At 44.7% G+C, this 18329-nt stretch carries 21 protein-coding genes; 13 read left to right on the plus strand and 8 right to left on the minus strand.

The window, feature by feature from the left end; all coding sequences use genetic code 11:
* The first annotated feature begins 3 nt into the window (after positions 1 to 3).
* A complete protein-coding gene (gene coaD, locus IMQ56_RS07305; RefSeq protein ID WP_015570040.1) occupies positions 4 to 483 on the plus strand; it encodes a pantetheine-phosphate adenylyltransferase in 480 nt (159 codons plus the stop codon).
* A gap of 2 nt (positions 484 to 485) precedes the next feature.
* Here the strand turns inward: coaD and mutM are convergent, their stop codons facing one another.
* The 4 genes from mutM to radC all read right to left on the minus strand — a co-directional run bounded on the left by mutM (position 486) and on the right by radC (position 2677).
* On the minus strand, positions 486 to 1295 hold the full coding sequence (gene mutM / locus IMQ56_RS07310; protein WP_003860879.1) for a bifunctional DNA-formamidopyrimidine glycosylase/DNA-(apurinic or apyrimidinic site) lyase: 810 nt from the start codon (positions 1293 to 1295) through the stop codon (positions 486 to 488).
* Positions 1296 to 1367: 72 nt separating this feature from the next.
* On the minus strand, positions 1368 to 1535 hold the full coding sequence (gene rpmG, locus IMQ56_RS07315; protein WP_003024094.1) for a 50S ribosomal protein L33: 168 nt from the start codon (positions 1533 to 1535) through the stop codon (positions 1368 to 1370).
* A gap of 22 nt (positions 1536 to 1557) precedes the next feature.
* The gene (rpmB, locus tag IMQ56_RS07320) at positions 1558 to 1794 is read right to left on the minus strand and encodes a 50S ribosomal protein L28 (RefSeq protein ID WP_002436699.1); all 237 of its coding nucleotides are present in this window, start codon (positions 1792 to 1794) and stop codon (positions 1558 to 1560) included.
* Positions 1795 to 2011: 217 nt separating this feature from the next.
* Positions 2012 to 2677: a DNA repair protein RadC gene (radC, locus tag IMQ56_RS07325; protein ID WP_006812419.1), complete on the minus strand. Its 666-nt coding sequence runs from the start codon at positions 2675 to 2677 to the stop codon at positions 2012 to 2014.
* Positions 2678 to 2850: 173 nt separating this feature from the next.
* Between radC and coaBC the strand changes: the two genes are divergently transcribed.
* The 3 genes from coaBC to slmA all read left to right on the plus strand — a co-directional run bounded on the left by coaBC (position 2851) and on the right by slmA (position 5216).
* Positions 2851 to 4062: a bifunctional phosphopantothenoylcysteine decarboxylase/phosphopantothenate--cysteine ligase CoaBC gene (gene coaBC / locus IMQ56_RS07330; protein ID WP_196063629.1), complete on the plus strand. Its 1212-nt coding sequence runs from the start codon at positions 2851 to 2853 to the stop codon at positions 4060 to 4062.
* Positions 4040 to 4498, plus strand: a complete 459-nt coding sequence (gene dut, locus IMQ56_RS07335; RefSeq protein ID WP_015570042.1) for a dUTP diphosphatase — start codon at positions 4040 to 4042, stop codon at positions 4496 to 4498. Before coaBC ends, dut begins: the two co-directional genes overlap by 23 nt.
* A gap of 121 nt (positions 4499 to 4619) precedes the next feature.
* On the plus strand, positions 4620 to 5216 hold the full coding sequence (slmA, locus tag IMQ56_RS07340; protein ID WP_003860901.1) for a nucleoid occlusion factor SlmA: 597 nt from the start codon (positions 4620 to 4622) through the stop codon (positions 5214 to 5216).
* Positions 5217 to 5298: 82 nt separating this feature from the next.
* Here slmA and pyrE read toward each other — a convergent pair whose 3' ends face one another.
* The gene (pyrE, locus tag IMQ56_RS07345) at positions 5299 to 5940 is read right to left on the minus strand and encodes an orotate phosphoribosyltransferase (protein WP_015570043.1); all 642 of its coding nucleotides are present in this window, start codon (positions 5938 to 5940) and stop codon (positions 5299 to 5301) included.
* A 66-nt stretch (positions 5941 to 6006) separates the two neighbouring features.
* On the minus strand, positions 6007 to 6723 hold the full coding sequence (rph, locus tag IMQ56_RS07350) for a ribonuclease PH (protein ID WP_015570044.1): 717 nt from the start codon (positions 6721 to 6723) through the stop codon (positions 6007 to 6009).
* 125 nt (positions 6724 to 6848) lie between these two features.
* Between rph and IMQ56_RS07355 the strand changes: the two genes are divergently transcribed.
* Together IMQ56_RS07355 and IMQ56_RS07360 are read left to right on the plus strand one after the other, a co-directional pair.
* A complete protein-coding gene (locus tag IMQ56_RS07355) occupies positions 6849 to 7712 on the plus strand; it encodes a YicC/YloC family endoribonuclease (protein WP_112018022.1) in 864 nt (287 codons plus the stop codon).
* 193 nt (positions 7713 to 7905) lie between these two features.
* A complete protein-coding gene (locus IMQ56_RS07360; protein ID WP_196063621.1) occupies positions 7906 to 9168 on the plus strand; it encodes a site-specific integrase in 1263 nt (420 codons plus the stop codon).
* Positions 9169 to 9225: 57 nt separating this feature from the next.
* Here IMQ56_RS07360 and IMQ56_RS07365 read toward each other — a convergent pair whose 3' ends face one another.
* Positions 9226 to 9579, minus strand: a complete 354-nt coding sequence (locus tag IMQ56_RS07365; RefSeq protein ID WP_196063622.1) for an acyl-CoA dehydrogenase — start codon at positions 9577 to 9579, stop codon at positions 9226 to 9228.
* A gap of 20 nt (positions 9580 to 9599) precedes the next feature.
* Entirely contained in the window at positions 9600 to 10037 is a 438-nt protein-coding gene (locus tag IMQ56_RS07370) for a hypothetical protein (protein ID WP_196063623.1), read from the minus strand.
* A 352-nt stretch (positions 10038 to 10389) separates the two neighbouring features.
* On the opposite strand from IMQ56_RS07370, the gene IMQ56_RS07375 reads away from it, so the two are divergent.
* The 7 genes from IMQ56_RS07375 (at position 10390) to IMQ56_RS07405 (ending at position 18257) form a co-directional block, all read left to right on the plus strand.
* Positions 10390 to 10764, plus strand: a complete 375-nt coding sequence (locus IMQ56_RS07375) for a helix-turn-helix transcriptional regulator (RefSeq protein ID WP_196063624.1) — start codon at positions 10390 to 10392, stop codon at positions 10762 to 10764.
* A gap of 464 nt (positions 10765 to 11228) precedes the next feature.
* Complete coding sequence (locus IMQ56_RS07380) at positions 11229 to 11423, plus strand: AlpA family phage regulatory protein (protein WP_196063625.1); 195 nt, start codon at positions 11229 to 11231, stop codon at positions 11421 to 11423.
* A gap of 164 nt (positions 11424 to 11587) precedes the next feature.
* The gene (locus tag IMQ56_RS07385) at positions 11588 to 12637 is read left to right on the plus strand and encodes a hypothetical protein (protein ID WP_196063626.1); all 1050 of its coding nucleotides are present in this window, start codon (positions 11588 to 11590) and stop codon (positions 12635 to 12637) included.
* 436 nt (positions 12638 to 13073) lie between these two features.
* On the plus strand, positions 13074 to 14408 hold the full coding sequence (locus IMQ56_RS07390; protein WP_230326203.1) for a DNA cytosine methyltransferase: 1335 nt from the start codon (positions 13074 to 13076) through the stop codon (positions 14406 to 14408).
* Entirely contained in the window at positions 14405 to 16180 is a 1776-nt protein-coding gene (locus tag IMQ56_RS07395) for a DUF262 domain-containing protein (protein ID WP_196063627.1), read from the plus strand. Before IMQ56_RS07390 ends, IMQ56_RS07395 begins: the two co-directional genes overlap by 4 nt.
* The gene (locus IMQ56_RS07400) at positions 16173 to 17306 is read left to right on the plus strand and encodes a DUF3696 domain-containing protein (RefSeq protein WP_063216093.1); all 1134 of its coding nucleotides are present in this window, start codon (positions 16173 to 16175) and stop codon (positions 17304 to 17306) included. The genes IMQ56_RS07395 and IMQ56_RS07400 overlap by 8 nt, the downstream gene beginning before the upstream one ends.
* Before the next feature lie 6 nt (positions 17307 to 17312).
* On the plus strand, positions 17313 to 18257 hold the full coding sequence (locus IMQ56_RS07405) for a hypothetical protein (protein WP_196063628.1): 945 nt from the start codon (positions 17313 to 17315) through the stop codon (positions 18255 to 18257).
* The last annotated feature ends 72 nt before the right edge of the window (positions 18258 to 18329 follow it).

Here is an 18329-nt window from a genome sequence, read left to right on the forward strand (position 1 = left end):
GCCATGAGCACAAAAGCGATTTATCCGGGTACCTTCGATCCGATCACTAACGGTCATCTTGATATCATCACCCGTGCGGCGTGTATGTTCGACAAGGTGATTCTGGCCATTGCCGCCAGCCCGAGCAAAAAGCCGATGTTCGACCTGAACGAACGCGTGCAGCTTGCCACCGATGCGATTTCGCATCTGTCGAATGTTGAGGTCGTCGGATTCAGCGACTTGATGGCAAATTTTGCCCGTGACCGGCAGGCCAATATCCTGATCCGCGGTCTTCGCGCGGTAGCAGACTTCGAATATGAGATGCAGCTGGCACACATGAACCGCCATCTGATGCCGGAGCTGGAGAGCGTATTCCTGATGCCCTCCAAAGAGTGGTCCTTCATCTCTTCCTCACTGGTGAAAGAGGTGGCGCGCCATCACGGGGACGTTACCCACTTCCTGCCGGTTAACGTCCACCAGGCGTTGATGGAAAAGCTAAAGTAACCCTACTTCTGGCACTGACGGCAGTAAAACGTGGCGCGCTGAGCGTGCTTCGTGGCAATAATCGGCGTCCCGCAGGCTCTGCACGGCTCACCCTTACGGCCATAAACCTGCAACTCCTGCGCAAAATAGCCCGGCTTCCCGTCGCTTTGCAGGAAATCCTTCAGCGTCGTCCCGCCCTGCTCAATTGAGCGCAGCAGTACCGCTTTAATTACTCTGACCAGCAGCTCGCACTCCTGCGCCGACAGCGAGGAGGCCAGCCGATCGGGATGGATCCCGGCGGCAAACAACGATTCGCTGGCATAGATATTTCCCACGCCCACCACCAGCTTGTTATCCATCAGCCAGGGTTTAATCGGGGTTTTCTTTTTCGCGCACTTCTCTTTGAGATAATCCGCGTTAAACGCCTCTGACAGCGGCTCAGGTCCGAGATGCGCCAGCACGTTGTGTCCTTCCAGCTCTTTGGTCCACAGCCATGCGCCAAAGCGACGCGGGTCGGTGTAACGCAGTACTTTGCCGTTACTCATCACCAGATCAACGTGGTCGTGCTTTTCCGCAGGCAACTCTTCGGTGAGGATGCGCAGGCTTCCCGACATGCCCAGATGGATAATGATCCAGCCGTCAGGCAGCTCCAGCAGCAGGTATTTCGCGCGGCGCTGCACGCTCAGGACGGGTTTGTCGCTTAACGCGTGGATCTCATCGGACACCGGCCAGCGCAGACGCCCGTTGCGAACGACAGCATGAAGAATAGTCGCGCCAACCAGATGGGGCTCAATGCCGCGGCGGCTGGTCTCTACCTCTGGTAATTCAGGCATGGTTCCTCCGTTGAGATGCAGAATGCAAAAAACCCCGCAGTTGCGGGGTTTTTCAATACAAGGAGACTAAAATTATTTGATTTTAGCTTCTTTGTACAGTACGTGCTGGCGTACAACTGGATCGAATTTTTTCAGTTCCAGTTTTTCCGGCTTAGTACGTTTGTTCTTCGTGGTGGTGTAGAAGTGACCTGTACCAGCAGAAGAAACCAGCTTGATTTTCTCGCGAATACCTTTAGCCATGATTTATTTCCTCTTTAAGTACTTAGTACTTTTCGCCACGGGCACGCAGTTCGGACAGAACTGTATCGATGCCTTTCTTATCGATTACACGCATACCTTTAGCAGATACGCGCAGGGTGACAAAACGCTTCTCGCTCTCAACCCAGAAACGGTGAGAGTGCAGGTTCGGCAGGAAACGGCGTTTAGTCGCGTTCAGTGCGTGGGAACGGTTGTTACCGGTCACCGGACGCTTGCCAGTAACTTGGCAGACTCGGGACATGTCTATTCTCCAAAAATCAAATTAGCTCGAGCTTCGTATGGGGTATCGGCGCCTCGTCAGGCTTTACAGCCCGGTCATCGCATAGTTCTATTGAACTCTCGATTGCCAGGCCCAAATGCCAAACCCGAGATTCTCAAAGGTGGCGTAGTATACGCTGACTCGGCGGTGTGCTCAAGTCCCGAACAGACAAAGATCCCGATGGATCGCGAGAAAAGGCCTAAATCCAGCCACGTTCGGCAAAAGAAATGTACTCTCCGCGGCCAATTATCAGATGGTCCAGCACACGAATGTCCATGAATTGACAGCATTTGATAATACGTTCGGTAATTGCTTTGTCAGCTCTGCTTGGTTCTGCACAGCCAGAGGGGTGATTATGCGCGAGGATCACGCCGGCTGCATTCACTTTTATCGCTTCCCGCACAATTTCACGCGGATGCACCTCAACATGGCTCAATGTTCCCGAAAAAAGGCGGGTATGTTTCAGTACCCGGTTTTTGTTATCGAGAAAGATCACCATAAAGATCTCCCGCTCCAGATCGGAGAGCTGGCTTTGCAGAAATTCGCGGGTCATATCGGGGGTGAGGATCGGGTCTTCTTCCTCCATACGCACGTTGTAAAATCGCCGGGCCAGCTCGGCAATGCCCCGTAACTGGGCATATTTCGCCACGCCAATGCCCTCAACGTGCGTAAACGCCTCCAGCTCAGCGGTCAGCAATCCATACAGTGAACCGAAATGGTCTATCAGTTCTTTCGCCAGCGTAAATACCGTTTTCCCCGGCGTGCCTGTGCGTAAAAAGAGCGCCAGCAGCTCGTCGTCCTTTAACAACGTGACGCCATGACGCAGCATTTTTTCACGCGGTAGCAGCAGTTCAGTCTCTTCCATGCCCGGCCTCCTTCTGTTTGCCATTATGCTGCCACAGGCAAATTCGGGGTTCGACGCTGGCATTTCGTTCTTGCGTAACGCCTCGCAAAGTGAATTAAGGACATCATCACCCCGTTTTAGGGATTGTGATAAAATGCCCGCTCTCTGGTGAAACCCAACAGGAAAGAATCATGATGAGCCTGGCCGGTAAAAAAATCGTTCTTGGCGTCAGCGGCGGTATTGCTGCCTATAAAACGCCAGACCTGGTGCGCCGTTTGCGCGAGCGCGGGGCCGACGTACGGGTCGCGATCACCGAAGGCGGCAAAACCTTTATCACCCCCCTGAGCCTGCAAGCCGTCTCGGGATACCCGGTATCCGACAGCCTGCTCGACCCGGCGGCCGAAGCCGCAATGGGCCACATTGAGCTGGGGAAATGGGCCGATCTGGTTATCCTTGCCCCCGCCACGGCAGATTTAATTGCCCGCGTGGCAGCCGGTATGGCGAACGATCTGGTAACGACCATTTGCCTCGCCACGCCTGCGCCCGTCGCGGTTGTGCCCGCAATGAACCAGCAGATGTACCGCAACGCCGCTACCCAGCATAATCTGGACACGCTGGCCTCGCGCGGCCTGCTGATTTGGGGACCGGACAGTGGCAGCCAGGCCTGCGGCGACGTTGGGCCAGGGCGTATGCTCGACCCATTGACGATTGTTGATATGGCCGCCGCCCATTTCTCGCCTGTCAACGATCTGCAACATCTCAACATCATGATTACCGCGGGCCCCACGCGCGAGCCGCTGGATCCGGTGCGTTACATCACCAACCACAGCTCCGGCAAAATGGGCTTTGCGATTGCTGCCGCGGCAGCCAAACGCGGCGCGAACGTCACGCTAGTGAGCGGCCCGGTGTCGCTTACCACCCCTGCGTTTGTGCAGCGTATTGATGTAACGACCGCGCTGGAAATGGAAGCCGCCGTACAGGCACATGCTCAACAGCAGCATATTTTTATCGGCTGTGCGGCCGTCGCTGATTACCGCGCCGAAACCATTGCCGACGCTAAAATTAAAAAGCAAGGTGATGAATTAACAATAAAAATGGTGAAGAACCCGGATATCGTTGCCGGTGTCGCCGCATTGAAAACTCATCGACCTTACGTTGTTGGGTTTGCCGCAGAAACGAATAATGTGGAAGAATATGCCCGGCAAAAACGTACCCGCAAAAACCTCGATTTGATTTGCGCGAACGACGTATCGCTGTCCACGCAAGGATTTAACAGCGACAGCAACGCATTGCACCTTTTCTGGCAGGATGGAGATAAAGTCTTACCGCTTGAGCGCAAAGAACTCCTGGGCCAACACTTACTGGACGAGATCGTTACCCGTTATGATGAAAAAAATCGACGTTAAGATTCTGGACCCGCGCGTTGGCGAGCAATTTCCGCTGCCAACGTATGCCACCTCCGGCTCTGCCGGTCTTGACCTGCGCGCCTGTCTTGATGACGCCGTAGAACTGGCGCCAGGTGCAACGACCCTTATCCCGACCGGGCTGGCGATTCACATTGCTGACCCGTCACTGGCAGCGGTGATCCTGCCGCGCTCTGGCCTGGGCCACAAGCATGGCGTCGTGCTGGGTAATCTGGTCGGCCTGATCGATTCTGACTATCAGGGTCAGCTGATGGTATCCGTCTGGAACCGTGGCCAGGACAGCTTCACCATTGAGCCGGGCGAGCGTATCGCGCAGATGGTGTTTGTACCGGTGGTGCAGGCAGAATTTAACCTGGTGGCAGACTTCGACGCTACCGACCGTGGCGAAGGCGGCTTCGGCCATTCCGGGCGCAAATAACCGCCCGACAAACACGCATCTCACAGCGCCATAATGCAATAACAAACCGCAAACGTCAGTTTGCGGGTCGCTGTGTGGTTGCCAGCCTGACAAGTGCTTATTTTCAGGGGTATTTTGTAACATGGCAGAAAAACAAACCGCGAAAAGGAATCGTCGCGAAGAAATACTTCAATCTCTGGCTCTGATGCTTGAATCCAGCGACGGCAGTCAACGCATCACCACCGCAAAACTGGCGGCCTCTGTGGGCGTGTCAGAGGCGGCGCTGTATCGTCATTTCCCGAGCAAAACCCGGATGTTTGACAGCCTGATCGAGTTTATCGAAGACAGCCTGATCACGCGCATCAACCTGATTCTGAAGGATGAAAAAGACACCAGCACGCGTCTGCGTCTGATTGTGCTGCTGATTCTGGGCTTTGGTGAACGTAACCCGGGTCTGACCCGTATTCTGACCGGCCACGCGCTGATGTTTGAACAGGATCGTCTGCAAGGCCGTATAAACCAGCTTTTTGAGCGTATCGAAGCCCAGCTTCGTCAGGTTCTGCGCGAGAAGAAAATGCGGGAGGGCGAGGGATATAATACGGATGAAACCCTGCTGGCAAGCCAGATCCTGGCATTTTGCGAAGGGATGCTCTCCCGGTTTGTGCGCAGCGAGTTTAAATATCGACCAACGGACGATTTTGACGCCCGCTGGCCGTTAGTGGCTGCTCAGTTACAGTAACGCCATCGCCGGATGGCGGCTTTGCCTTATCCGGCCTACGAACGGGTAGGCCCGGTAAGCGTAGCGCCACCGGGCAATTGAATTATACGCCAAACTCTTCGCGGTATTGACGCACCGCCGCCAGATGATCAGCCATCTCAGGCTTCTCTTCCAGATACGCAATCAGGTCTTTCAGCGTGATAATCGACGTGACCTTGCAGCCATAATCGCGCTCCACTTCCTGAATAGCAGAGATGTCGCCGCGCCCGCGCTCCTGACGATCGAGCGAAATCAGCACACCCGCAAGCGTTGCGCCGTTAGCCTGGATAATCTCCATCGATTCACGGATCGCGGTACCTGCGGTGATCACGTCATCCACCAGCATCACACGCCCCTGCAACGCACTGCCTACCAGATTGCCGCCTTCACCGTGGGTTTTGGCCTCTTTACGGTTAAAGCAGTACGGTACGTCGCGGTCATGGTGTTCCGCCAGCGCCACCGCCGTGGTGGTTGCGATTGGAATGCCTTTGTACGCGGGGCCAAACAGCAGGTCAAAATCAATCCCGGAATCCACCAGCGCTTCGGCATAGAAGCGGCCTAACAGTGCCAGGTCGCGCCCGGTATTAAACAGCCCGGCGTTGAAGAAATACGGGCTTTTACGCCCGGATTTCAGCGTGAACTCGCCAAACTTAAGTACCTGCTTGTTAAGCGCAAACTCAATAAACTGGCGCTGATACGATTTCATGGATTTGCTCCTTTGTCTTTTCAGTCTTACAGGCAAAAAAAAGGCGACTCATTGGTCGCCTTAAAATCAATTTTCTAACGCCGCTTTCTGCGTCGCTACAATAGATTCGATTCCCCCTCGGGCCAACGCCAGCAAGGTGAGCAGTTCTTCGTGAGTGAATGGCTCGCCTTCTGCCGTACCCTGCACTTCAATGATGCGACCATCTTCGGTCATCACCACGTTCATGTCGGTTTCTGCGGCAGAATCTTCAACGTATTCCAGATCGCAAAGCGCCTCGCCGTTAACGATACCAACGGAGACAGCAGCAACCATCCCTTTCATTGGGTTGGTTTTCAGCTTACCGGCGGCAACCAGCTTGTTCAGGGCATCTGCCAGCGCCACACAGGCACCGGTAATAGAGGCCGTACGCGTGCCACCATCGGCCTGGATCACGTCGCAGTCCAGCGTGATGGTGAACTCACCCAGCGTTTTCAGGTCAACCGCGGCGCGGAGCGCACGCGCGATCAGGCGCTGGATCTCCATAGTACGACCGCCCTGCTTACCTTTTGCCGCTTCACGGGCATTACGGGTATGGGTTGCGCGCGGCAACATACCGTATTCGGCGGTGATCCACCCCTGGCCCTGACCTTTCAGGAAGCGAGGCACGCCCTCTTCAATGGACGCGGTGCAAAGCACCTTGGTGTCACCAAACTCAACCAGCACGGAGCCTTCAGCGTGTTTTGTATAGTTACGGGTCAGGGTGACGGGACGCACCTGGTTGGCGCTACGACCTGCTGGACGCATGATGGATTCTCCGGCTTGAAACGAATGTGGCTGCGCATTATACGGATAAAGGACGCTTATTCCTATCCTGAGAAGCCCCTGAAAGCTATAATCCCCCCATCTCTCCTTTAAAAACGGGAATGTCTATGATCCGCAGTATGACCGCCTACGCCCGGCGTGAAATCAAGGGTAGCTGGGGTAGCGCTACCTGGGAAATGCGCTCGGTAAACCAGCGCTATCTGGAAACGTATTTCCGTATGCCGGAACAGTTCCGCAGCCTGGAGCCTGTGGTGCGTGAGCGTATCCGTACGCGTCTGACCCGCGGGAAAGTGGAATGTAATTTGCGTTTTGAGCCCGATGCCAGTGCACAGGGCGAACTGTTCCTGAACGAAAAGCTGGCAAAACAGCTGGTTAATGCGGCGAACTGGGTCAAAATGCAGAGCGATGAAGGCGAGATCAACCCGGTTGATATTCTGCGCTGGCCTGGCGTGATGGCCGCCGGAGAGCAGGATCTGGACGCGATTACCGCTGAAATCCTGGCTGCACTCGACGGCACGCTGGACGACTTTATCGTTGCCCGCGAAACCGAAGGCCAGGCGCTGAAAGCGATGATTGAGCAACGCCTTGAAGGCGTGAGCGCCGAAGTCGCTAAAGTGCGCGCTCATATGCCAGAAGTGCTGCAATGGCAGCGTGAGCGTCTTGTCGCCAAACTGGAAGAGGCGGAAGTTCAGCTGGAAAACAACCGTCTGGAACAAGAGCTGGTGCTGATGGCGCAGCGTGTGGACGTGGCTGAAGAGCTGGATCGTCTGGAAGCGCACGTTAAAGAGACCTACAACATTCTGAAGAAGAAAGAAGCGGTAGGCCGCCGTCTCGACTTTATGATGCAGGAGTTCAACCGCGAGTCGAACACGCTGGCGTCTAAGTCTATCAATGCAGAGGTAACCAATTCAGCGATTGAGCTGAAGGTCCTGATTGAGCAGATGCGCGAGCAGATCCAGAACATTGAGTAATGTCTCAGGCGATCTCACCTTGTCCCACCCAAGCTAAGACCACCTCTAATAGCCCGTTAATACGGGCTATATCTTTATCACCTTGTCTCATCATGTATCACTACAGCGCATGTTTAGCGTGTACTTAACTATGTACATAATGACTTTTATGGCATCATGATTATGTACACACAGCACATAAGCAGAGTCATATATGGCAAAAATGACAGACATACAAATCAAGGCATGGATCAGAGCTGACGAACGCTTCGAAGCAAGGTCAGATGGCAATGGTTTATCTCTATGTTTTCCAAAGAAATATGCAGTTCCATTCTGGCGTTTTCGCTATCGTTTCTCTGGAAAACAGCGGGTAATGGGTATCGGTTCCTATGCTGAACTCTCACTAGCAAAAGCGCGAGAAACCGCCAAAGAACTCTCAGCACGTGTAGCATTGGGTTATGACGTTGCCGGAGAGAAGCAAGAACGTAAAGCTGACGCCCTCAAAAAAATAGAGTCTGAAAAACATGCACTTCGGGTATCCCAATTAGCCAGTGAATATTTTGAACGCCAGATACTTAAACGCTGGAAACACCCCGACATACTGCGCCGCCGAATCGAAAAAGATATAAATCCGAACATAGGCAACCTGCGAATAGAGGACGTTCGCCCTTATCATATTGATGATATGTTGCAAAAGATTCTTCTACGAGGAGCGCCTACCGTTGCTAATGACGTCCTCAGATGGACTCGACGGATCTTTGATTATGGAATCAAGAGGCACATGCTGGCTGCAAATCCGGCAAGTGCATTTGACATTTCTGATGCCGGAGGACAAGAAAAAAGCCGTGAACGCTGGTTAAGCCGAGAAGAGCTGGTACAGCTTTTTCAGGTAATGCCTTTGACCAAAGGGTTTTCCCGTCAAAATGAATTAACTATGAAGCTCATTTTAGCCCTATGCTGCCGTAAGATGGAATTGTGTGGTGCCAGATGGTCAGAATTTGATCTGGATGAAGGCGTCTGGCATTTGCCTGCTGAGCGCGTAAAAAACGGCGATGGGATTGATATCCCGCTGGCGGCACCCGTTGTTGGCTGGTTTAAAGAATTACAAATTATGTCCGGTAATAGTGAATGGGTACTCCCGGCAAGAAAAATGCAACACCGCATGATTCCTCATATTCAGGAAAGTACCCTGCCTGTAGCGTTAGCGAAACTAAGATCAAATATGCCAGATGTGCCAAATTTCACCATTCATGATTTTCGGCGAACAGCTCGCTCTCATTTAGCTGCGCTGGGGGTCGATCCGGTGATAGCAGAACGCTGCTTAAATCATAAAATCAAAGGTGTTGAAGGTATATATAATCGCTATCAATACTTTGAAGAACGTAAGCAAGCTTTGACTGTATGGGCTGAGCTACTTACAACCTTGGAAAAGGGTAATAATTACAACGTAGAACCAATAAGAAAAGAAATAGCTTAATATTTTAATCTATCAATATGTACTTTAGCCTGAAACTAATCAGGCTAAAGTAATTTTTCACTTATTGTATGTGCCGTTTATAGAACCTATAGATGTTACACCACAGTATTTATCACAATCCTTCGAGATAACCTGCATGGCACCATTATCTAATTCACTTATCAACACAACACACATGCTTGACTGGTCACTATAAACCCAACGATTACGTTGCCCTTTACGTGCTTCAATGAGTGTTAACTCACCTCCTACTTCACATACTCCCGATGTAGTGCCAAGAGAAGAATGAATACTGAAGGTGGTGTGATTTTTGCTCTGAAACAAAGAGAGTATTCCATTTATTTTTTTAAAATCACTCGCTTTGGCTGAAAAACACAAAATCATCAGTGGTAGAGTCGTCAAAAGTTTCATGTCTTCATCTATATATAAGATTAATATTTAACACCATTCTTATTAAACACAACAAAAGCGACTGAATAATATGAGTTAAATACCAGTCCCTCCTCTTCTATATTCTCAGCCACAATAAGTCCTTTTTCATTTATAACCCCCTTCAAGAAAAACTCATTATCTTCTTGATAAAGTGCAAATCCTGTTGCAGGACGCCCTGCAAGTTTTACCTTGAGACCTATATAGCTATTATACTTAACAACATTGACTGACTGAAGGTTGGGGAGGTCGTAAAAAACAGAAATAAACTGTTTCAGATTCGAGAAAAATAAAAAGTTATCATTCAAGCTTGCGCGAACATAAACATTAGAGTTGAGTTGCTTATCTGTAAGTCCCAAGCTTGAGATTTCATTACTGTATTTTTCAGATAAGTAATTTAATACATCATTATTTGTCACTCCATCTTGCTGATTTGACACTGAACTTACAGTCTCTTGCAAATGTATATTATTCGAAGAGGAGTAGACTGTACTACAAGAAAGAAACAACGAGATACTTAATATTTTAGCGATAGATGAATTGTTCATATTACCTCTCAATTATCATAGATTCTTAGAAAAAGTTATTGCTTGGTAGTGTTAATGAAGCCAGACCAAATTTCAGTTAAATTCCTTTTATGGAAGCTGAAAGAAAGAAAATGGACTTCCTTGAAGTCCAGACATCCATAAGCGAGTAAAAATCGATTTATAATCCATTATTGATGTTCATGCAAGAGTAAAACACCCGCAAAATGTCTTTTATAGACATATACGTTAGAAACAAGGCGGGAAAATGGCGAAGCTTGCATCCGAAGCCACTGATAAGATGGTTGGCCAGCGTATCCAGATGCGCAGGAAAGAACTTGGTATGACTGCACAGCAATTAGCCGAGTATGCTGATATTTCCCAGCAGCAACTTTCACGTTATGAAAGAGGCGCTAATAAAATTAATGTCGCACATCTTGTAAATATTGCCATAAAAATGAATACGCCAATTGGTTGGTTTTTCATTGATTGTTTTGATGAGAACTCCTCTGGTAATAACGAACAATCTGAATTTGTTCCAGTGAAAGATGTGGACTTAAAGAATAGATTTGAACAGATTTGGCCTATTTTAACTCATGAACAACGCAGGGTTTTAATCATGTTTCTAGATAAATACGTTTAATTAATTTATCTTTCAATAAGCTTTTCAGACAGAAATATGGTTTGTTTATAAAAAGCTATGTTTTTTACTTGTATAACGTCGATATCTTTATGAGTTAAATCCTTAAAAATTATTCCTTAAAATCCAATTTAATGTCGAAAAATTAGCCATTCTTTTTCTCAACGCATTGCTGAGACCAGCCAAAAAAGGCTGTTCTCATAATCTACCAAACTCATCTTTTTCGATTAACACGCACGAAGCTTTCATCTGGAAAGCCTGAAATTTTTAGACGCTGAACTTTTTTTGAAACGCAGAAGTTCCGAAACTTTTCGGCATTTGAAACTTTTCGGCATTTGAAACTTTTCGAAACTTTTAAAGAAAAAAGACATTACATTTCAATTAGTTATGAAGTTTCATCCGATTAATTCATAAAACTGTAAATCGTTGATGTATCAATCCGATGCGCTTTTTTGTGGATTTAAACCATGTTGAATCAACGCTTAATCAAGGTGAAAACCGTTCTGGAACTATGCGCAATTTCTCGTGCAACGCTCTATCGACAAATCGAAGCAGGTGCGTTTCCTCGGCAAGTCAGCCTAACCGGATCACGTGCAGTTGCATGGCGAGAAGAGGAGGTTTTGGAGTGGATTTCCAGTCGTCATAAAGTATCCACAAATTAAGTTGAAGATATCTCCTCTAATAGCCCGTTATAGACACACTAATATATTTATGGATATAGACCTTACCGTATTAACATAATTGTAGAAAATGAACTGTATATCAAACAATAAATTCAATAATAATATTGCATTCAATTTATTACGACTGGTCAAAAGGATTAACAATGCTCCTCAACAAATACAACATAGACACATGCTCATCATTACCCATTGGAAATGATACTCACGGTAATTTATTAAAAATAAGAATTGATAAACTTACTGTAGTAAGTGATTTTACTGACAAATTTGAAATGAAATATATCTATTCTAAACTTAAAAAAATCCTCAACAATAAAAACAAGAGATATTCAATATATTATATTAAAAATAAAGAAGACATGCCATATAGAAGTGCAATATTGATAAGAAGTAAACGCAGAAGAAAGCCTGTTATATTAAGAATAGATTACTCTCCCATAAACAAAAATACAGGCGGTATAAGATTCGATTTCCATCCACAACATCTCACATCAAAGAAAATTGATTACTTAATATCATGGATGAATAAGCAATTTGGTGGATTATTTCATCAATTACTATCGAGAGCATGGATTACACAGATTGATATTGCATTGGATCTTTATTCCCGGCGCTTAGATGATTATATATGGGGTTTACAAGGTTCTGCTTCAGCAGAACCTTATGACGAGCCTCAAGGATTACCCGGCATTCGTGTAGGAAGCAAACGCTCTAAAGTACATATTCTTTGTTATGAGAAGATTAACTTGGGAAAAGATAAAGATTCTTCATATCATAAAAATTCAAAGTTTATTAATGTCAATTTAAGTCAACACGAATCATTTTTGCGTATTGAGTCGAGGTACAGGCCTAACGCGAAGCCTACAAGCAATTATGGTAACCCATTGATGCTTTCTCATCTTAATTATATGGAAAATGCCTTTAACCGGCTTCAGATATATTCAAAAGATCTAGCAAAAGAGTTACTTAAAAAAGGGTATGTCATCAAAATACCTCGAGAGCCTAGTATAAATGCCTTAAAGAAAAGAGTTTTAAGAGACATGAACTGCTCTCGTCTACCACGTCGGGTGCAGAAAATTTTCGATAGTAATAGAGTTTATTTATTCGATATAGATGCTATCTGGAAAAGATGGCCACTTTATATTAAACAATTAAGCAGCATAACTGGTTTAACTTCTTCATTCACAATATAAATCTTATATTAAACACGAAGTAATTCTTCATATAGCTGTAATTATTTCCTCCATAAAAACAGCTACTTTTGCATCATAATTAAAAAAATATAAATTAATAACATGCTAGAATATTTTAATTTTCATTCAAACGTTTTTTTCTATATAACTCCTTTATCGCATCCGACTCTATAGCATCGAATACAATCAAACTCCTGACAAAAGTGTGTTAAATGTATCAAATTTATGCTAAAACTATAAGATCGTAGATTGGTTTATGCAGAACAAAAAAGTTACATTTTTTGTATGCCAATGAACGAAAGTGAGCGTGCATCCTCCCTAGTAATCATGGACGCTATCATTGCTTGTTGCGTTCATATGGTTTGAAAAATGCGTTGTCGACTGCATTACCGATAAATGAATCTCTATCTACTCATTGATAATAAAGGAAAATGTGGTGGGATCGAATAAAAAATCCATCAAATCCAGTGGTTCCAAACGTGTTAACTCATTCTTTGCTGGTATCGGTGGATTTGACCTTGCATTTGAAACACAAGGATTCGTGACGACTTTTTATTGCGAAAACAATGAGTTCTGTCGAAGTGTTTTAAAACGACACTGGCCAAATACTAATAATTTTCGAGATATCAAAGAGTTAACTGCTTTCGAAATACCTGACGCAGAGGTTTGGACGGCCGGATTTCCATGCCAAGACCTTTCACTTGCACGTACACCTCATGGGAAACGCAACGGCTTGAAAGGGACCCAATCTGGTCTTTTTTATACTTTCTTAGATCTCCTATCAGTTAGAAAGCCCAAAGTGGTCTTGTTGGAGAACGTTGCAGGCCTTTTAAGCTCCCATAAAGGTAAAGATTTCAAGACATTACTTAACTCATTAACAGAACTAGGATACGCGGTTTCTTGGAGAGTGCTAAATGCTCGTTATTTTGGAGCACCCCAGTCGCGCCCTCGGGTCTTTATTTGCGCTTGGCATGGGTCACCTGAAAAAGCAGTGAGAGCATTGTATGAAGATAACATTTCTCATAAACCAAAGAACGAGCGTCAAGGTTTTTTGAAAGAATATAAATGCGAAGAAACAGGAATTTCTGTACCGCAAATTTCCTTCTGTATATCAGCTACATCTGGAAGACATACAGGTCTTGACTGGGCTAGAACTTATATTTCATATTCTGATAAAGTTCGCAGACTCACTCCTTTGGAATGTGAAAGACTTCAAGGTTTACCTAATGATTGGACTTTGCCAGACAACGATTATGTCATTCCGATTAAGGGTATTGAAACTAGTAGATATCATGCTATAGGTAATGCTGTATGTGTACCGGTTGTAAAATGGATCTCATCGAGAATATCGAAATTACTCGAAGAAGATACATGCACCGTTGAACCTTTTGAGCTTTTAACTAAGAAGGTTATGTCAAAATCTGCAGCCATAGAAGAATTAAGTTCAGACACAGAAGAATATAAATGGAAATCTGGTGGAGCAAGCTTTGAACGATTTTACGTTTCAGTTCCTGTCTCACCTAGTCCATTAAATCCTGTGGAATCTCAACTAATTGATATTATTGAGAAAAATGATGTGCACGAACGTTACTTCCTGAGCGTAAATGCTGTACAAGGGATCTTACGTCGTGTAGACAAATTAGGTAGAAATTTGTTTTCACCGCTAGATACAACCTTGCGGTTAATAGCAAAAGCTACTCCTGAACCAGGCGATGTAAATGATGATTACATTGACAATAAACTTATTGTAAACAAGATTGGTTGCTCATGACTAGTTTTTTTATAATTCGACTCGGCGCTGATAGCGAGAATGAGATTAAGAAAATTGATAACGTTGTTTCTTATGAGCAAACTTCATTTTCAATTTATGTAAATTGCAAACAAATCCCTAAAGGCGTCAGCGAAGGGGACATTGCTATAATTTGGTTGGGTACAAATAATAATAAAGGGGGGAAAACCCCTTGGATTCAGGGCATTCGTGCCATTGGTAAGATTTCCCATATTCAAGGTGAGGGCGGATATAATGAAACTAAATCGATACAAATTTATATTGGAGTAATTCTCCCTCGCTCTATAACAAAAATGGATATAGTGACTCTCGAAGGAAATCGCTATGCTGAAATAGCAGCGATGCCAGTCATTGGAGTGAACAATTATAGTAGCCAAGTAGTCCAACGGATTGAAACATCTAAACCAGGTCAAAATCTACGAGCTTTATTGATTGCTTTAAATGGTATCGTTCCTGGACTAACAGACAGGGTCAAGTCTCATTATCCTGATCTCTTTGAATTGATTATAAAAGACAAAGTCGAACAGAAATCAAATGCTACAAATAAAAAATCTGTAGACGATATGGTCCCACTCAGAGAACCCAATTCTTTGTCTGATACCATTAAAGATATTTATAAAGATATTGCATTCGATCCAGATGAAGATCGCGATTTAGAAATTGATTCACCATTTGATCCCTCTCAAATAGATATTGTTGTTAGGCAAATGACTATCAGTTTGCTTGAAGATCGCTTAGATAATAATGAACTTGATTTGACACCAGATTTTCAACGGCAAGCAAATCTTTGGGATATTCGTAGAAAATCTAGATTAATCGAGTCAATATTGTTGAGAATACCTCTACCATCCTTTTATTTTAGCGAGGATTCGGACAGTATCTATTCTGTAGTAGATGGCTTACAAAGGCTTTGCACAATATTTCATTTCAAAAATGTTCAATTGCTAAACTCTGTGACAAACTCTAACCTTGAGCCATTACAATTAAAAGGATTACAATATTTAAGCGAACTAGAAGGTAAGTCTTACGAACAACTCGAAAGACGTTTCCAACGACGTATTTCAGAACTTGAAATAACAGCAAATATAATCCGTGCAAACACACCGTTTGCAGTAAAATTTAATGTGTTTGCTCGATTAAATCAAGGTGGTTTACCTCTTACAGCTCAGGAAATGAGGAATGCAATTTTCCCTGGAGAATGGCGAAATTATATCCGAGAACTTTCTGAAAGTGATGCTTTTATAAAGGCTACTGAAAATAAAATCCCTAAGATTCGTCAACAGGATATGGAGTTAGTATTGCGTTTTATTTCATTATGGCAATTACCATTACCGAACCAGAGGCCAGCCAATCAAAATCTTGACGAATTTTTAAACACTACCGTTGAATATATCCTCCCTAAATGGGACAGTGATAAATGGGACTCTGCTTCAAATGCCTTCTTTCGCTCTCTTGATGCAACATGTGCAATAAGAGGAAAACACGCATTTAGGAAAAGCAGTTGCGATCAACCACGAGGGCCTATTAATCGTGGTTTATTTGAAGCGGAAATGATTGTGTTTGGTTCACTTGACGAAACAGATTTAAAAGTTGCTAAACAGAAAAAAAGTATCATAGATAATCTATTCCATAAAGCACTTAAAGAAAATCAAGATTTTGTGCGTTCATTATCAATTGGTACTGGCTCATCTGAATCTGCGAATATTAGAGTTCGCACATTGCGAGGTATTCTTAAGGAAGCTTTGTATGCTTAAGTCTATAGAGTTGCATAATTTCAAATCGGCAAAAAATCTCAAAGTTCAGTTAAATAACTTAACTGTTTTGACTGGTCTCAATGGTTCTGGAAAAAGTACATTATTGCAATCAATCACACTGCTTAAACAGAGCTTTGATAAAAACGTTTTAAATCAATGCCTTATACTCAGGGGTCCTTTGGTTTCTATAGGCAGAAGTGAAGATATTAGATATGAAAATGCAGAGTCTGATAGCATCGAATTTATTATTGAAACCCCAAATGGAACAATAAAAATATCTGCACCGACAATTGAGGGTAGTGATACTCTTCCGGTAAGTTGTGAAGGTGATCTAGATGATTTAATAGATCAATTTCGACTCGGTTTTCAGCTTATTCAGGCTGACCGCATCACGCCAGCTGATACCTATAGCCAAGCAAGCACATCACAAAGAAGTACAGGATGGTTAGGCTGCAAAGGCGAGTATACGATTGACTTTCTTATACAAAATCGAGAAATCAAGATTCCTTCTACAAGAAAATATTCGGAGAAGGTAAGTAATATATCAGTAGAAGAATTAAAACGATTGGTTCCAACAGATAATTTGCTCGATCAAACTACAGGTTGGCTACAAGAATTAAGCCCTGGTTCCCGTCCGCAACCAATAGCTTTAGATGATGGTGATGCTACAGCTCTTAGATTCTCATACTCTGGTAGTACAGTTGATTCAGCTAGTAGAAAACATAAAGCCGTTAATGTCGGATTCGGACTAACCTATTGCCTACCGATCATTGTGGCTTCTTTGTCCGCACCAACAGGCTCTATACTCCTTATTGAAAATCCTGAAGCACATCTGCACCCAAGAGGACAAGCAGCATTAGGGTTATTACTTGCAAAGTGCGCATCTGATGGTGTACAGATTATAGTTGAAACTCACAGTGATCATGTTATTAATGGCATAAGAGTAGCGACAAAGAACGGTGAAATTGATAACAATGATATTTCTGTTCATTTTTTCTCAAGAGAACTTGAAACGGGTGAAACTACAGTAAAATCCCCTGTTTTACACAGCAATGGCCGTTTTAGCGAATGGCCGGAAGGTTTTTTTGATCAATGGAGCAAGGCGTTAGATGAACTTCTTGACTAAAAAAATATGACATCACCAGTTCTATTTATAGATGGAATGTCTAGAAAAAACGGCGATCTCAATAAAGATGAAGCTGTACACTTAGCGCTGTCTCTTATTTCAACATTGAAATCAGCGAGGAAGATAAATAAAGATTTCTCAATAAATCTTTCTGTACCTATTGGTAGCTATCAAGTTTCTGATAATTTTACGTTACAAATGGTGTTTTCAGGTAATGAATATCGTGAAGAATGGGAGTTCATCCGTCAGTTAAATAGCCGTTCTCCGATTTCATCTCAAATAGAAGAGATGATTTGCCAGCAAATCGAAGAGATACAATATCAGGCAACTCCGAGCGGAATTGAATCTGTAGCCCTGATGTATGCAGCATTGCTTGATTCTGCAACCTTTAGCCATTGTATTATTCCTGATTGGTTAAATCCTATGGTTGAAGTAATTTGCACGAGCTTACAAGATGATGGCGAATTAACCGAACTCTCAGAACAAGTCAGGAATATGAGTAAGCCTGACCACGCCAATTTTCATAAAGATTGGCTTGAAAACTTGGGTCTTACCATAAACCCCTCCATTGATGAACTTTGGGATGAAAGGGAAAGGAGATATCCAGGGCTTCGTTTCTTAGAACGTACAAAAAAAGATCTGTCAGCTCTTGCCGGAGCAAGCCTTCCTTTTTCTCAAGCTCTTATTTCGTTAGACTGCCTCTCAAGAGATGTACAGAACTGGACATTAAATACTGCTTGGCCATCATTTTCCAGATACGCCTCTCCTGAATCGACTTCTAGGAAGGATTACTGTTATTTCCATGATGAAAAGAAATCAGAAAAGCTATGTTTTGAATGGCACGTTCGTTTTACTGGTAGCTTTCCTGGAAGAGTGCACTTTATTGTCGATGAAGAAAGCCATGAAATTGTTGTGGGTTATATCGGTTCTAAGATAATGAGGGCTTCATAGGTTAATGGGGGCGGTTAGAATCGTTCTATGAGTCTTTTGCATAGTTCCCACTAATAACTCTCATAACATATG

This window comes from Enterobacter sp. Res13-Sevr-PEC09-46 (assembly GCF_015672585.1).
In the GTDB taxonomy this organism is placed as follows: Bacteria; Pseudomonadota; Gammaproteobacteria; order Enterobacterales; family Enterobacteriaceae; genus Enterobacter; species Enterobacter hormaechei_C.

Bases quoted from the DNA above. Each gene is read 5' to 3' on its own strand.
- coaD (WP_015570040.1), top strand. From the start codon at position 4: ATGAGCACAAAAGCGATTTATCCGGGTACCTTCGATCCGATCACTAAC.
- mutM (WP_003860879.1), bottom strand. From the start codon at position 1,295: ATGCCTGAATTACCAGAGGTAGAGACCAGCCGCCGCGGCATTGAGCCC.
- rpmG (WP_003024094.1), bottom strand. From the start codon at position 1,535: ATGGCTAAAGGTATTCGCGAGAAAATCAAGCTGGTTTCTTCTGCTGGT.
- rpmB (WP_002436699.1), bottom strand. From the start codon at position 1,794: ATGTCCCGAGTCTGCCAAGTTACTGGCAAGCGTCCGGTGACCGGTAAC.
- radC (WP_006812419.1), bottom strand. From the start codon at position 2,677: ATGGAAGAGACTGAACTGCTGCTACCGCGTGAAAAAATGCTGCGTCAT.
- coaBC (WP_196063629.1), top strand. From the start codon at position 2,851: ATGAGCCTGGCCGGTAAAAAAATCGTTCTTGGCGTCAGCGGCGGTATT.
- dut (WP_015570042.1), top strand. From the start codon at position 4,040: ATGATGAAAAAAATCGACGTTAAGATTCTGGACCCGCGCGTTGGCGAG.
- slmA (WP_003860901.1), top strand. From the start codon at position 4,620: ATGGCAGAAAAACAAACCGCGAAAAGGAATCGTCGCGAAGAAATACTT.
- pyrE (WP_015570043.1), bottom strand. From the start codon at position 5,940: ATGAAATCGTATCAGCGCCAGTTTATTGAGTTTGCGCTTAACAAGCAG.
- rph (WP_015570044.1), bottom strand. From the start codon at position 6,723: ATGCGTCCAGCAGGTCGTAGCGCCAACCAGGTGCGTCCCGTCACCCTG.
- IMQ56_RS07355 (WP_112018022.1), top strand. From the start codon at position 6,849: ATGATCCGCAGTATGACCGCCTACGCCCGGCGTGAAATCAAGGGTAGC.
- IMQ56_RS07360 (WP_196063621.1), top strand. From the start codon at position 7,906: ATGGCAAAAATGACAGACATACAAATCAAGGCATGGATCAGAGCTGAC.
- IMQ56_RS07365 (WP_196063622.1), bottom strand. From the start codon at position 9,579: ATGAAACTTTTGACGACTCTACCACTGATGATTTTGTGTTTTTCAGCC.
- IMQ56_RS07375 (WP_196063624.1), top strand. From the start codon at position 10,390: ATGGCGAAGCTTGCATCCGAAGCCACTGATAAGATGGTTGGCCAGCGT.
- IMQ56_RS07380 (WP_196063625.1), top strand. From the start codon at position 11,229: ATGTTGAATCAACGCTTAATCAAGGTGAAAACCGTTCTGGAACTATGC.
- IMQ56_RS07385 (WP_196063626.1), top strand. From the start codon at position 11,588: ATGCTCCTCAACAAATACAACATAGACACATGCTCATCATTACCCATT.
- IMQ56_RS07395 (WP_196063627.1), top strand. From the start codon at position 14,405: ATGACTAGTTTTTTTATAATTCGACTCGGCGCTGATAGCGAGAATGAG.
- IMQ56_RS07400 (WP_063216093.1), top strand. From the start codon at position 16,173: ATGCTTAAGTCTATAGAGTTGCATAATTTCAAATCGGCAAAAAATCTC.
- IMQ56_RS07405 (WP_196063628.1), top strand. From the start codon at position 17,313: ATGACATCACCAGTTCTATTTATAGATGGAATGTCTAGAAAAAACGGC.